This window comes from Bacillus sp. UMB0728, from assembly GCF_002858875.1.
GTDB lineage: Bacteria > Bacillota > Bacilli > Bacillales > Cytobacillaceae > Bacillus_AB > Bacillus_AB infantis.
Genome location: NZ_PKLA01000004.1, coordinates 169,927 through 183,374, shown reverse-complemented (window position 1 = coordinate 183,374; position 13,448 = coordinate 169,927). Strand labels below are relative to the sequence as shown.

14 protein-coding genes are annotated in these 13,448 nt (G+C 46.2%); 6 read left to right on the top strand and 8 right to left on the bottom strand.

The window, feature by feature from the left end; translation table 11 throughout:
- The first annotated feature begins 103 nt into the window (after positions 1 to 103).
- Positions 104 to 982, top strand: a complete 879-nt coding sequence (locus tag CYJ37_RS16770) for an NAD(P)-dependent oxidoreductase (protein WP_094768861.1) — start codon at positions 104 to 106, stop codon at positions 980 to 982.
- A 66-nt stretch (positions 983 to 1,048) separates the two neighbouring features.
- On the opposite strand, the gene CYJ37_RS16765 is transcribed toward CYJ37_RS16770, so the two are convergent.
- On the bottom strand, positions 1,049 to 2,203 hold the full coding sequence (locus CYJ37_RS16765; protein WP_009794295.1) for an aminotransferase A: 1,155 nt from the start codon (positions 2,201 to 2,203) through the stop codon (positions 1,049 to 1,051).
- Positions 2,204 to 2,443: 240 nt separating this feature from the next.
- Between CYJ37_RS16765 and CYJ37_RS16760 the strand changes: the two genes are divergently transcribed.
- Positions 2,444 to 2,977, top strand: coding sequence for an RDD family protein (locus CYJ37_RS16760; RefSeq protein ID WP_022543656.1), 534 nt, complete (start codon positions 2,444 to 2,446; stop codon positions 2,975 to 2,977).
- 119 nt (positions 2,978 to 3,096) lie between these two features.
- Positions 3,097 to 3,567 (top strand): DinB family protein, encoded by a 471-nt coding sequence (locus CYJ37_RS16755; RefSeq protein ID WP_009794297.1) that lies wholly within the window; start codon positions 3,097 to 3,099, stop codon positions 3,565 to 3,567.
- A gap of 34 nt (positions 3,568 to 3,601) precedes the next feature.
- Here the strand turns inward: CYJ37_RS16755 and CYJ37_RS16750 are convergent, their stop codons facing one another.
- Positions 3,602 to 4,198 (bottom strand): TetR/AcrR family transcriptional regulator, encoded by a 597-nt coding sequence (locus tag CYJ37_RS16750; protein WP_009794298.1) that lies wholly within the window; start codon positions 4,196 to 4,198, stop codon positions 3,602 to 3,604.
- Positions 4,199 to 4,470: 272 nt separating this feature from the next.
- Here CYJ37_RS16750 and CYJ37_RS16745 point away from each other — a divergent pair, with 272 nt between their 5' ends.
- Complete coding sequence (locus CYJ37_RS16745) at positions 4,471 to 5,808, top strand: MFS transporter (RefSeq protein WP_094768864.1); 1,338 nt, start codon at positions 4,471 to 4,473, stop codon at positions 5,806 to 5,808.
- Positions 5,809 to 5,889: 81 nt separating this feature from the next.
- On the top strand, positions 5,890 to 6,795 hold the full coding sequence (locus tag CYJ37_RS16740; protein ID WP_101550730.1) for a chemotaxis protein: 906 nt from the start codon (positions 5,890 to 5,892) through the stop codon (positions 6,793 to 6,795).
- Positions 6,796 to 7,137: 342 nt separating this feature from the next.
- Here the strand turns inward: CYJ37_RS16740 and CYJ37_RS16735 are convergent, their stop codons facing one another.
- The 5 genes from CYJ37_RS16735 to CYJ37_RS16715 all read right to left on the bottom strand — a co-directional run bounded on the left by CYJ37_RS16735 (position 7,138) and on the right by CYJ37_RS16715 (position 11,471).
- Entirely contained in the window at positions 7,138 to 7,605 is a 468-nt protein-coding gene (locus CYJ37_RS16735; RefSeq protein WP_009794302.1) for a YkyB family protein, read from the bottom strand.
- 146 nt (positions 7,606 to 7,751) lie between these two features.
- Positions 7,752 to 9,026 carry an MFS transporter gene (locus tag CYJ37_RS16730; RefSeq protein WP_009794303.1) on the bottom strand — a complete coding sequence of 425 codons (1,275 nt, stop codon included), beginning with the start codon at positions 9,024 to 9,026 and terminating at the stop codon, positions 7,752 to 7,754.
- Complete coding sequence (locus tag CYJ37_RS16725; RefSeq protein WP_022543658.1) at positions 9,027 to 9,638, bottom strand: PadR family transcriptional regulator; 612 nt, start codon at positions 9,636 to 9,638, stop codon at positions 9,027 to 9,029.
- A gap of 387 nt (positions 9,639 to 10,025) precedes the next feature.
- Positions 10,026 to 10,538, bottom strand: coding sequence for a L,D-transpeptidase family protein (locus CYJ37_RS16720; protein ID WP_180827372.1), 513 nt, complete (start codon positions 10,536 to 10,538; stop codon positions 10,026 to 10,028).
- 66 nt (positions 10,539 to 10,604) lie between these two features.
- Positions 10,605 to 11,471, bottom strand: coding sequence for a metallophosphoesterase (locus CYJ37_RS16715; protein WP_094768868.1), 867 nt, complete (start codon positions 11,469 to 11,471; stop codon positions 10,605 to 10,607).
- Between the two features lie 236 nt (positions 11,472 to 11,707).
- On the opposite strand from CYJ37_RS16715, the gene fadH reads away from it, so the two are divergent.
- Complete coding sequence (gene fadH, locus CYJ37_RS16710) at positions 11,708 to 12,469, top strand: 2,4-dienoyl-CoA reductase (RefSeq protein WP_101550728.1); 762 nt, start codon at positions 11,708 to 11,710, stop codon at positions 12,467 to 12,469.
- Positions 12,470 to 12,509: 40 nt separating this feature from the next.
- Here the strand turns inward: fadH and CYJ37_RS16705 are convergent, their stop codons facing one another.
- Entirely contained in the window at positions 12,510 to 13,268 is a 759-nt protein-coding gene (locus tag CYJ37_RS16705; protein WP_101550726.1) for a C39 family peptidase, read from the bottom strand.
- Positions 13,269 to 13,448 lie beyond the last annotated feature (180 nt).

The window sequence follows — 13,448 nt, the reverse complement described above, 5'->3', positions numbered from 1 at the left end:
TTTGTCATTTAACAGAACAGAATGTGTCAGGGCTTCTGCAAAGCTGATTTTATGCCAATATGCTACAATCTAAATGCAGATATAAGCAGAGAGGGGAATGAAAATGGTGTCACCTGAAAAAACAGCCATCGGCTTCATTGGTACAGGGGTTATGGGGAATAGCATGGCTAAGAACCTGATTGCGGCAGGCTATTCACTGGCTGTGTATACGAGAACAAAGTCCAAGGCGGAAGAGCTTTTGGAACTGGGCGCCCAATGGGCAGAATCCCCCCGGAAGATAGCCGAAACGTCTGATATCATCATTACAATGGTCGGCTACCCGAAGGATGTGGAAGAGATTTTTCTTGGGGAAGAAGGCTTGATTGCTCATGGGAAAAAACATACATATTTGATTGATATGACAACATCTACTCCGACTTTAGCCAAAGAAATCTTTGAAAGAGCCCGTCAGAAGGGGCTGAGAGCCATTGATGCACCTGTCTCAGGCGGCGATATCGGCGCGCGGGAAGGCAGGCTGTCCATCATGGCAGGCGGGGAAAAGGATGACTTTGACACTTTGCTTCCTTTGCTGGAGGTGCTTGGAAGCAATATTGTCCACCAGGGACCGGCTGGAGCGGGCCAGCATACGAAGATGTGCAATCAAATTGCCATTGCATCCAATATGATCGGTGTCAGTGAAGCGATTGTCTATGCAGAAAAGGCAGGGCTTGATCCAGAGACAGTGCTGAAAAGCATTTCTGCAGGGGCAGCCGGCAGCTGGTCGTTGTCCAATCTGGCACCAAGAATGATTGCAGGGAACTTCGAGCCGGGATTTTACATAAAGCATTTTCTGAAAGATATGAATATCGCCCTGGAAGAAGCAAGGAAAATGGGCATGGATACTCCCGGACTTGCTCTCTCGGAATCGCTCTACAGGGAGCTTGCTGAAAAAGGGGAAGAAGACAGCGGAACACAGGCCCTGTACAAGCATTGGAACAAATAAAGAAACTTAAGGCCAGGATGGTGCAGCAAGAAACCCGCAGTCTAAGGACTGCGGGTTTCTCCAATTCTACCTGTCCAGCCTGCCAAGATAGGCTTCAAGCCTATCCAGCCCTTCTTTAAGCGTATCCTTCGAATAGGCAAAGGAAAGGCGGAAATAACCTTCTCCTAACTCCGAAAAAGAACTTCCGGGAACGAAAGCGACTCCTGCCTCGTTTACAAGCTTCAGGCAAAAATCAAAAGAAGTAATATTTTTCTCCGGAATTTTGACGAAAATGTAGAAGGCGCCGTCCGGTTTGACAACGTCCAGTCCCATGTTTACCAGGCGGCCGTACACATAATCCCTTCTTGACAGATACTCTTCCCTCATAGGAACAGCATCATCGATTCCCTCTGTCAGAGCCTCCAGGGCGGCCATCTGGGAGATGGAAGAAGCACAGGTAACATTATACTGGTGGACCTTGAGGATATGCTTTGCTATGGCTTCCGGCGCAAACAGCAGGCCGATTCTCCAGCCTGTCATGGAGTGGGATTTAGAGAGTCCGTTAATGACGATCGTTTGCTCCCGAAGCAGGGAGGAAATCGATGTATGAGGCCTGCCATAGTTCAGCTCGCTGTATATTTCGTCGGCCAGTATAAAAATGTCCCTGCCTTTTACAAGGTCCGCTATTTCTGCCAATTCTTCATCGGTGAGGCTGACGCCGGTCGGATTGGAGGGGTAAGGCAAAACAATGCAGCGGGTCTTCGGGCTGAGATGCCTGCGGATAACTTCTGCAGTAAACCGGAACCGGCTGTCCCTTATATCGGCGTGTACCGGCACGGCACCGCACAGTCTTATAATCGGCTCGTACCCAGGATAGACCGGCCCGGGGAGGATCACTTCGGCTCCTTCCTCAAGAATGGTTCGGAACGCAATGTCGATCGCTTCGCTGGCGCCAGTTGTCACAATCACTTCATTTTCAGCATTATAATCCATCTTGTATTTTTGCCGGACAAAAGAGGCAGCCGCTTCTCTCAGCCTAATATCACCGGCATTATGGGTGTAGGATGTAAAGCCGCTGTCAATCGCTTTTATTGCAGCATCCCTGACATGAAGAGGGGTAGGGAAATCAGGCTGTCCAATGGTGAGGGAAATCATGTCCTTCGTCCCTGCAACCATATTAAAGAATCTCCTGATGCCTGATATTTCAATTTGCTGCACGTTTTTATTGATCAAATGTTCCAAAATATGTACCTCCTACAGAAAGTGCTGGAGAGAAGATGATGCCCAGCTGTGGTATTCAATAGCAATATTTTATCAGATTTAATGAATTGTAACCATGCAGGCTGTTTCAGATATTTAGCTTCGGGGTAAAAGGTGGTGGTTCGATATTCCAATTATGGCTTATTTAAGGAAAAAACAGCTATTGAATATTGGCAGGGAAACCTTTAACATGAAATTGATAATGGTAAGGGAGGTATTTTGGTGGAGGCAGCATTTGAAAAACAGAATTATTCAGAACCAAAGGAGTATGGGGGTTTTTGGCTCAGATTCGGGGCCTACCTGATTGACGGCATCATAGTGGGAATTCCAATCGGCATTATAACAACGATCATCTTTGTCGTCTTTCTCGGCACCTCAGATTCAGTCATGTCCTCATTCACTGACCCGGCCTATATGGAATCCGGAGAGATGACAGAGGCAGAGACTATAGACTTTATCAGCCGCTACTTCGGGGCGCTGCTGCTGACATTACTGATCGGCACTGTAATCGCGGTAGCATATTTTGCAGGAATGCACGCATCTAAATGGCAGGCGACTTTAGGGAAGAAGCTTGTCGGCCTGAAAGTAACAGACCTTCAAGGGAACAGAATTACTTTCTGGAGAGCGCTTGGCAGATATATGGCACAAGCCTTTTTATCGCAAATTTTGCTGATTGGCTATATTTTGGCAGCTTTTACGGAAAGAAAGCAGGCTCTGCATGATATGATTGCCGGCACGGTTGTTGTAAGAAATTGAGAATGATAATGCTGGGGAAAAGGTGGCGCAAGCAATTGCTGCTGCCTTTTTTTTAGGGAAAAAGGATTTTATGAGTAACCTGATGAATGTATTAACTAGTAAGAGGAGGTGCAGCTCAGGTGAAGAAACAAGATTTGATAGAACATAATGAAAGTATTTCAGAATGGGTTCTTTCTCTGGAAGAAGCGGGTGATGAGGCATGGCTTGCACCGACAGCCGAGGGTAAATGGCCGCCGGCTGCTATTGTCAGCCATATGCTGTTCTGGGATCAATATTCCTTAACTGAAAGGTTTCCGTACTTTGCAGAAGGGGCTAAGCTTCCCGGCTTTCCTGATTTTCAAAAGATCAATGATGAAGCAGAGGCTTACGCCCTGAGCGGGACCGCCAAAGAGGAGATTCTCCGCCGGTTTGCCGAAACGAGGGCCAGAATCATTCAAATGCTTGCAGGCCTGGAAGAAAGCGACCTGGATAAGGAATTCTTCATTGGCGGCAATAAACTTTCGGCAAGAGAATATTTCATTGATTTTGCTGAACATGATCTGCACCATAAAGAGCAGGTGGAGCAGTTCTTGAATGCCCGAAGCAGCTGAGCCTCCCAATAGCCAAAGGAGATCAGCCCCTTCGCTAATGGTGTGAGCTCTTCAATCTGAAAAGATAAAGCCCAGCCATGCCGGCCATCAGTTCTTCCAGTGATTCCTGCTCATAATGATGGACCCAATGAAAAAGGGTTCCGAAGAAAGAGTTGACAATCATCTGCGCAAAGGGCTCCGCATCTATGGAGCTGGAAAACTCGTTGGATTCCTGGCCTTCCTTAATCATGCTGGCCAGGAACTCCTTGAAAAATCCGGTCATTTTGAGCTCAGAATGCTGAAAGTCTTTCTGAACCGTCATTATATGAAAAATAGATAGCAGCAGATTCGGGCCGTATTCTTCATTGACGGCTGCCATTTTGCTGAAGAGCGCCATAAACGCCGCCTCGATGCTTGTACAGGATTCGTATTCCGATTTAAAATCCTTCAGCACAGCTATTTGATGTGATCCAATTGCGTGCAGCGCCGCTTCTTTGGATGTGAAATAATTAAAGAATGTCCCTTTGGCAACCCCTGCATGATTGCTGATTTGCTGAACGGTCGTATTTTGAAATCCCTGCTTTTTGAATAATTCGATCGCACTGTCAAATAAAAGCTGTTTTGTCTGTTCTTTTTGTTCCTTCCTCCTCATCGTTCCCCACCTTTAAATTAATTCCTGTCATTATACCATATTCGTCCTGAATAATTATTGAAAAACTTAAATTAATATGAGCTGCGTTTCCTTGTAAATTAATTGTAAAAAGAAAGGTATTTTGTACTAAGAGATTGAATATATGATGGGTGGAGAGAGGGGGATAAAAGAGAAAGAGGCTCTGCAGCCTGTTTACCGGCAAGTCAAGCAGGTATACAATGAAACTGGGAAAAGAAAAAGAGAAATGAAAAAAGAAAAAAGGGGTTGTAAGGATGCCTGCACTGGAAAAGAAGCAGACAGCTAAGGCAGGAAGCGGCATAAGCCCATGGAAGCTGTATTTCACACTTCCTGTTATATCCTGGGCTTTATACGATTTTGCCAATACGATATTTTCATCCAATATCAATACTATTTTCTTTCCGTTTTATCTGGATGAAGTGGTCGGAACGAGCGAAGTGCTCGATCAGATTGCCAGCACTTTTATCTCTTATTCAAACGCAGTAGCAAGTTTCTTTTTAGTTTTATTTTCACCGCTGTTCGGTGTCATGATCGATAGGACCGGAAGAAAGAAGAAATACATTGTCATATTTACGCTCATTTCCGTGGCGGCCATCATCCTGATGGGAGTTTTTGCAGGAAGCAGCATGGACAGTACCCTATTCGGGCTGCCAATGTCCCTGGCGCTTGTAGTGGTTTCCTTTGTGATAGCCAAGTTCTTCTTCCATTCCAGCCTGGTTTTCTATGATTCTATGATTACGGATATAGGGACCAAGGAGAATATCCCTCTCATTTCCGGCTTTGGTGTTGCTGTCGGCTATATCGGTACTTTAGTAGGGCTCACTGTCTATCCTTTTATAGGAGATGACAATTTTCATGAAGCCTTCATTCCTACCGGGATTTTATTCCTTGTATTTTCCCTGCCGCTATTCTTTTTTGTAAAAGATAATCCGAAGCCTGCGGCTAAATTAAAGAAAGAATCTTTTTTGTCGGGATACAGGGAAATCTATCAGACTTTTAAAGAGATGAAGCTGTATAAACCGGTCTTTACCTTCATGATTGCTTATTTCTTTTTGAATGATGCGATAGCTACAACCATTGCCATGATGGCTATCTATGCAAAGGCAATCATTGGCTTTTCCACCGGCCAATTCATCCTGCTATATCTGGTGTCCACCTTATCAAGCATCATCGGTTCATTTGTTTTCGGGTATATCACGAAAGCAAAGGGAGCGAACAAGGCTGTCAAATATGTCGGCATATTGCTTCTGGCAGCACTTATCATAGCCACTTTTGCTGTCAACGAAGCGATGTTCTGGGCAGCCGGCAGCATGTTTGGCATTTCCCTGGGAGCCATGTGGGTGACAACGAGGACCTATATTGTTGAGCTGACACCCGAGGACAAAAGAGGCCAGTTCTTTGGGCTGTTTGCTTTTTCCGGGAAGGTTTCCTCCATCATCGGCCCTTTCCTGTACGGCAGCATCACACTCATTTTCGCGGACTGGGGAGATACTGCCAGCCGTATGGCTCTTGGATCACTCATGATTCTTACTATCATCGGCCTTATTGTCCATTCAAAGATCCAGCAGCCAGATGAGGTAAAGCAGGGTTGATATCCGGAATGCTAAACTGAGACGTTTTCTTGCCGATATAAAGAATGAGACCAGTTTTTTTGAAGAGGGCAGGAGATTAAAATGGAATCTAATAATGGTATTTTGCTGGAAAGCGGCACAAATGAACTTGAAATCGTCGAGTTTACAGTTGGAGGCAATAAATTCGGAATCAATGTCATCAAGGTGAAGGAAATCATCAATCCTCTTCCTGTTGTGCAAATTCCGCGTTCACACAAAAATGTAGAGGGAATCATTGAGCTGCGCGGAGAGGTGCTTCCAGTCATCAATGTAGCGGAAGCTCTCGGGCTTGCCGCGTGCGGGAGTCCGGAAACCGATAAATATATCGTGGCAGAATTCAACCAGCAGAAGGTTGTATTCCATGTCCAGAATGTTACCCAGATCCATCGGATATCATGGGATAAAATTGAGAAGCCGTCAGAACTGTACCAGGGAGCTGAAAGCCAGATCATCGGGGTCGTTAAGATAAATGGCGGCATGGTATTATTGCTCGACTTTGAAAAAATAGTCGTCGATATCAACCCTGAATCAGGAATCAATGTCCAAATGGTGCAAAAGCTTGGTGATAGGGAGCGCAGCACCAAGAGGCTTATTGTTGCAGAAGATTCTCCCCTTCTCCGGAAGCTTCTGCATGATACCCTGGCGGAAGCAGGCTTTCAATACGTGGAATTCTTCGAAAATGGGCGGGATGTACTCGAATATCTCCAGAAGCTGGAAATTGATGGAAAGAATCTCAAAGAAGAAGTCCAGCTGGTCATAACGGATATAGAGATGCCGCAGATGGACGGCCATCATTTAACAAAGCGGATCAAATCAAGCCAGTCCTTCGGGGAGCTGCCTGTGATTATATTCTCTTCGCTGATTACGGATGATCTGCGCCATAAGGGGCAAATGGTAGGGGCAGATGCCCAGGTGAGCAAGCCGGAGATTGCTGAGCTCGTTTTATTGATCGATAAACATGCATTATGATGGGAAACAAAAAAGACATCTGCGGATGTCTTTTTTGTTTGTGCAGGACTTGGTGCTTTTGGTCCGTGCCTTTATTGAGCGAGGTTTTTCCGCTTTTCTGCAGCTCCGGGCGCTAGCCCCTCGAGTCATAAGCCACTCCAGGATTGAAGGCAAAGAACGCCTTCTATCCTGAAGCGTCTTATGCTTGTCGGGGCTGAACAAGCGCCCTCCGCTTTTCGATTTGTCCAGCTCCGGGCGCTAGCCCCTCGAGTCATAAGCCACTCCAGGATTGAAGGCAAAGAACGCCTTCTATCCTGAAGCGTCTTATGCTTGTCGGGGCTGAACAAGCGCCCTCCGCTTTTCTTAGTAGCTTTCTCCCAGTTTCTTGAATACCGGTTTTTGGTATTTCTTCTTTTTATCATGCTGCTGATTTTCCGATTCTTCCTTTAATCCTGTATAAGAAGACAGGAGTTTTTTTGCTTGTCCGAGTGGAAGCCGGGTTTTTGGATTGCGCACGGCGGAATCAAGCTTCCCGAGGTGGGGAAGGTCCTCGAAATCCTTTTTGGCAGGAGGGATGTGGAAGGTATAGCTCCCGCACTCCACCAGGACGTCTGATTGCTGCTGGCTGTATCTTGGATTGCCGGAATAGTGAAGGCCGATTTTACGGGCATCTCCGTTTTTAATCAGCTTCAGGATTGCTTCGTGCTTCAGTTTATATAAAAATTTAGGGTTTGTCGCTGTTTTCGCATGGCGGTTCACAGTGAAGATGGCTTGAGAGAGGTTTTCAACCGTTGAATGCAGCCGGGGGGTCTGACTCTTGTCCGAATTCAATGTTTTGGCTCCTTTCTAATCTTTAAACATAATAGAAAACATTGTACCAGCTTTTTCCGCAGATTAAAAGTCATGTCTTCCATAAAACTGCCAGAGGAAGAGATATAATTCATTATACCTCTTCCTTCTGGTTTTTGGAAAGATTATCAGACGGAGTGGCTGATTGATTTCTCCGGAGCTGACGCTTTAAGCTTCTTAAGAACGTAGAGCAGCACTAGAGCCCCCATTAGGCAAGTGGCGCTTCCTGCACCAGCCATAACATAAGATACACCCCATAATTTGGCCAGAAGGGCTCCCGCAGCAGGTGCAATCAGCATCGCGAAGGTCTGCAGGCCCATGGCTGCAGCAGATACCCTGCCCATCATTTTCTGCGGTGTTTCGGACTGCAGCACATAACCATATGGAACAGCTTCACCTGCTCCGAAAAAGCCGAGCAGGAAGGCACCTGCAAGCCAGACTATTTGGGGGAGATCAAGGATGCCGAAGCTGCCCAATCCGACCAGGATAATAAAAAGTCCGCTGATAAATGCTGAAGCAGACATTAAATGGATCGGACCCTTTTTCCAGAAAGTCCATTTTCCAAGCGCCAGTGACCCGGCAACACTCCCAAGGCCCACAGCACTGATCAAAAAGGTGAAACTTTCTTGCGTGAATCCGAGATTTTTTGCGACAAAGATAAACAGTCCATCATATAGGAAGATGATGAAAAATGCGGCAGAAGACAGCAGAATAGAAATCTTCAATAGCCGTGTGCCGGCAATATGCCTGATGCCAGCTGCGAAATCTGTCCAAAAGCTTTGCTCTTTCTCACCGGTCCTTTTTGCGGTTTCTGCATCGGCAGGCAATCCTTTGGATGCCGGCAGCGAGGCCAAAAAGAGGATGCTGACCAGAAAACCGGCCGCTTCAAACAGAAACGGGCTCTTGGTACCGAATACGGCCATGAGGAGGCCCCCAAGCGCAGGGCCGGCAATTTTCATGGTATTCACTGACAGCTGGCTCAGCGTCACAGCCTCCGGCAGCTTATCTTCGGCCACAATTGCCCGGATCATGCTTTGCCTTGCCGGGTCATAAAGAGCAGCCGCAGTCCCTTTTAAAAAGACAAACAGCAGCAGTACATACAAATTTGGCGACCAGAAAAGTCCTGCGACAAATACAATTTTGCAAAACATGCAAACCATCATCAAAGTTTTCTTTGGCAGTCTGTCAACAAACACACTTGCAAACGGCCCGATCAAGACCCAGGGAATACCAAGAGTGATGATAACGGCAGCAATGGCAGATTCGCCAAGCCCCCAGTAATAGACAACAATGACCTGCAATGCCACAAAATCCAGCCAATTACCTAAATCGGAAAAGACCTGCGCCCCAAAAAGGGAACGGAAGGCTTTATCTTTCAACGGGGAGAAAATGCCGTTTTTCATTTATTCATCCTCCGATTTCAGTCCGAGCGATTCCCTGCGCCTGGACAGCAATTTTTTCTCTGCCCCGGTTGGATCCTGGCCTTCGGGCAATTCCCCGGCTTTTAATATGGATATGCTCTCGTCGATCCATCTCAGCTCCGTCTCCAGCCGCATCTCTGCATAGCGGATCGTCAGCATGCCTATACTGCTGACATAGGAAATCCCGTTCCTTGGCCATTCTTTCACGAAACCAAGGATATCTTCGGATTCGCGTTTTCTTTTCTCGAGATGGCTGATTAAATGGCGGGTATCCATATCCTTGTGCCAGGTGCTCATTTTCATGAATAGTTCATCTTTGACTGCCGGGTATGCTGGCGGGGTGCACAGCCACTCTTCAAATTCCTGCCACCCTTTTTCCGTCAGTTCATACAATTTTTTATTCCGTCCATTTTCCTCCTTTTCCATTGAGTATACATAGCCCTCTTCCTCCAGCTTTTTCAGCTTCGGATAAATGCTTCCATAGCTCATGCCCCAATAAAGCCCTGCTGCTTTATGTTCAAATTCTGATTTAATATCATAGCCAGAGCTGGGCCAAAAGCTTAGTACTGCAAGTAAGCTGTGTTCAGTTGACAAGATAATCCCTCCACATATCATATTGATATATCGACTTGATATATCAATATGATACATTAGATGGAAGAAAATCACAATAGGCTTTTTTATATTTTGGCTGTGTTAGTGTACCTTGTTGGTTTTGGGCTCATTTTTAGCCAGATATTCTTCCTGCGGCCAAAAAAGCGAGATTTCTTGGCGGCAGGATGAATATCTGGCTGCAGAAATGCGCGCAAACGAGAGTTTCACACGATGAGCCCAAAATCAACAGCAATGTTTAACAAAGCCTATTTTTTGATTTGTTTGAAAATCCGGCAGGAAGAAACTAATAGAAAGATTACGGGCAGCCAATATTTCTAATCAAAATGGAAAACCCCATCCTGCCAATCTTTGCAGGATGGGGTTCTTTCAATTTCTAATCATAACCCGTGTTCCATTTGGTACAATTCCGGAAAGTTCCAGTACATCCTGGTTATTCATCCGCACACAGCCTTTGGAGACTGCCTTGCCGATGGAAGCAGGGTTATTGGTGCCATGGATCCCGTAGCCTGCTTTTGATAAAGAAAGCCACATGATGCCATAAGGACCGCCAGGATTGGGTTCGCGATTAACAATTACATAATCGCCTGGCGGTGTTTGTGTCAGCATCTTGCCTATGCCGACAGGATAGGTTTTTTGCAGGATTCCATTTTTAAGGAGAGACAAGCGGCGGGTGGATAACGTAATGCTTATTGAATACGGGATTGCTGAAGGCTCAGGAAGTCCGGGAATCATCACTCTTTGCCCTTGATAAATCTGATTGGGGTTGCTGATTTGCGGGTTTGCGGCCAATAACTGGGCAATCGGGCGGCGGTAGTCCATTGAGATGCTTGTCAGGGTTTCGCCTTGCCTTACTGTATGGTAGATAAGCAGCCACTCCATTCACAGGTTTATTACAGCATATGCACCAGCGGCTGTATTTTTCCTCCTGAGTGCAGATGTCTGCTCTCAGGAGGAATGGAAGGTGAAAAGTGTCAGCTCAGGCTTGGATAAAAATCTGAATGGAAGCCTTGTAGTGCCGAGCCCTCGATTGACATAAAGAGTCAAAGGGTCTGTGTCGCCGATTGTATAAAAGCCTTCATAGTATTTTTGTCCATAAGGCGGGGTGACCAGTGCCCCAAAAAACGGAATCTTAACCTGTCCTCCGTGGCTGTGGCCGCTCAGCTGAAAGTGGAAGGAATTTTCATATGCCTTGTCTGCCAGGTCCGGAGCGTGTGACAGGAGGATGCTGTAGTGTCCTTCCGGAATGCTTCCTGCCGTTTTTTTCAAATCGGGCCTTCCGAGCATGGCATCATCAACTCCCGCTATATAAATGCTGTTCTCTCCAAGCTTCACTTGATGAGACTCATTGAGGAGGAGTCTGAAGCCGCTTTTTTCAATGATATTTTTATAGATATCGGACCCGTAACCGCCGTGGTCATGGTTGCCGTAGACGGCAAATTTGCCGAAAGGGGCATTAAGCTGCTCAAGGATTGAGACAATCTGCTCTGCCTGCATGAATTTATTAGGTTCATCCATCAGATCCCCTGTAAAGAAGATGATGTCCGGCTCCAGGCTGTTTATTTTGCCGGCGAGTTTTTCAAGCTGGCCGAGCGTGTACTGGAAGCCTATATGGGTATCGCTGAATTGCACAGCCCTGAAATTATTGAAGGCCTGCGGGATGGATGGATCTATTATCTTATGGACGGCCGTGTCCAGTAACTTCGGTTCAATCTCCCGCGCGTAATAATAGCTTCCGGAGCCTGCCGCCAATGCTGTCAAAAGAGACCCGGCAGCTGTTTTCAGAAATGATCTTCGTGATATTTTTTTAGTCATATATCTACCAGCCTATCTATATATGAATATACGTATTTATACTATCAGACAAGTGCGGGGAAAAGAAGGCGGCAATTCGCAGCAAATAGAAGAACAAGGTGACATTAAAGGAAATAATTAGAAAAAACTCTGTCCAAATCTCTTTCTAATAATTTTATATTAAAAATATTAGAAAATTCTCCATTTATGTTAAAATAGAATAATGAACGACTATTCATTTTTTGAGGGGGATTTTCATGGAAGGCAAAACAGTCATAGTGACCGGCGGATCGAGCGGGATGGGCAAATATATGGCAAAAAGATTCTCGGAAGCTGGAGCAAATGTCATGATTACCGGCCGCAACAAGGAAAAGCTGGAGGAAGCTAAAAAGGAAATCGAAACGAAGGGAGAAGTGCTTCCTTTTCAAATGGATGTCAGGGAGCCTGAGCATGTTAAAGCGATGGCGGAAAAAGCACATGATACTTTTGGCAGCATTGATTTTCTTGTCAATAATGCTGCTGGGAACTTCATTTGCCCGGCAGAGAGCCTGAGCGCCAATGGCTGGAATTCAGTCATTAATATCGTTTTAAATGGAACATTTTACTGCAGCAGCGAAATCGGAAAGTATTGGATTGAAAAGGGCATTAAAGGCAGCATCATCAACATGGTTGCCACTTATGCCTGGGATGCCGGGCCGGGGGTGATTCACTCGGCGGCTGCTAAGGCGGGGGTTCTTTCAATGACAAGGACGCTTGCTGTTGAGTGGGGCAGGAAGTATGGCATCCGTGTTAATGCAATAGCGCCAGGTCCTATTGAAAGGACAGGCGGTGCAGAAAAGCTTTGGGAGTCAGAGGAAGCAGCGAAAAGAACCTTGAACAGTGTCCCTTTAGGCCGGCTTGGAAAGCCGGAGGAAATTGCCGGGCTTGCGTTCTTCCTCTTTTCTGAACAAGCTGCCTATATTAATGGTGAATGTATTTCAATGGATGGGGGCCAGTGGCTCAACCAGCATCCTTTTTAACTGCTATGAGAACAGCGGCCTATCAGGCCGCTGCTCTTTCTTATTTATAGCTAATTGCCCTGGATTTCAATGCAAGCCATGAGGATTTGAATTTTTCTTTTGTGATGCGCACCTGTTTTTTGCCTGACAGCGGGTCATTTATATAAACAAACCGTGAGTCATAGCCTACAAGGGTTACCGCATGCAAATCGAGCGGCGTTTTAATTAACTCTCCTTCATGCGTCCAGGATTCCCATCGGTCAGGAAGCCTGTAATCACCTGTTGTCCATACTACTGCAGGATAGCCCTGGCTTACGTGTGACAGAATGTCTTCAAAGGATTTCCCCGTCAGATTCACTGCTCTGCCAGGAAGGTACTGCAGGGCCAGTTCAAAGATCGGTTTATCAAAGGCTGCATAGCCCGCTTGCTTTCCGGTCATGTCCCCGACAAACCCGTGGGCAGGATTTCCCCATTGAACAATATCCCTGTTTGATTTTATAATTGGATCAGGATCTTTTTTTATTTTGTGATAAAGGTCCATTTTATCAGCCTTGACTCCTGCGTATTGGAGCATCATGGCAAGGCTCGTCACTTCACAGCCATATTTCAGCTCAGGATTCTGCTTTATCAGCGGAACATCCAATATAACCTTCTCCCTGCCGGCAGCATTTTCAGGCTGCCCGGCAGTCTCCTTGCCTGCTGACAGGTTTTCTTGTATCTCACCCGAAGACTGGCCCTTCATTGCAGACTCCTGTTTGTCGAGGTGGCTGCTGCAGCCCAGCAGCGGAAGCATTAAGATGATCATATACATATTTTTCAAGGCTGGCCCTTCCTTCTATCCGGCGTTCCGAAAACAGGCCATGCCAGATCAAGAAACGGCTCCAGTTTTATTTTTATCATGGCTGGCCAAAGTTATTCCGGCGGTGTTGAACTTGGCCATATGCCTGCTGCGGGGAGTGCTTACATCCTGTTTGGCAGGCTCCAATAATTAAAATGAAAG

Bases quoted from the DNA above. Each gene is read 5' to 3' on its own strand.
- CYJ37_RS16770 (WP_094768861.1), top strand. From the start codon at position 104: ATGGTGTCACCTGAAAAAACAGCCATCGGCTTCATTGGTACAGGGGTT.
- CYJ37_RS16750 (WP_009794298.1), bottom strand. From the start codon at position 4,198: ATGAGGAGGAAGGAACAAAAAGAACAGACAAAACAGCTTTTATTTGAC.
- CYJ37_RS16745 (WP_094768864.1), top strand. From the start codon at position 4,471: ATGCCTGCACTGGAAAAGAAGCAGACAGCTAAGGCAGGAAGCGGCATA.
- CYJ37_RS16740 (WP_101550730.1), top strand. From the start codon at position 5,890: ATGGAATCTAATAATGGTATTTTGCTGGAAAGCGGCACAAATGAACTT.
- CYJ37_RS16730 (WP_009794303.1), bottom strand. From the start codon at position 9,026: ATGAAAAACGGCATTTTCTCCCCGTTGAAAGATAAAGCCTTCCGTTCC.
- CYJ37_RS16720 (WP_180827372.1), bottom strand. From the start codon at position 10,538: ATGGAGTGGCTGCTTATCTACCATACAGTAAGGCAAGGCGAAACCCTG.
- CYJ37_RS16715 (WP_094768868.1), bottom strand. From the start codon at position 11,471: ATGACTAAAAAAATATCACGAAGATCATTTCTGAAAACAGCTGCCGGG.
- fadH (WP_101550728.1), top strand. From the start codon at position 11,708: ATGGAAGGCAAAACAGTCATAGTGACCGGCGGATCGAGCGGGATGGGC.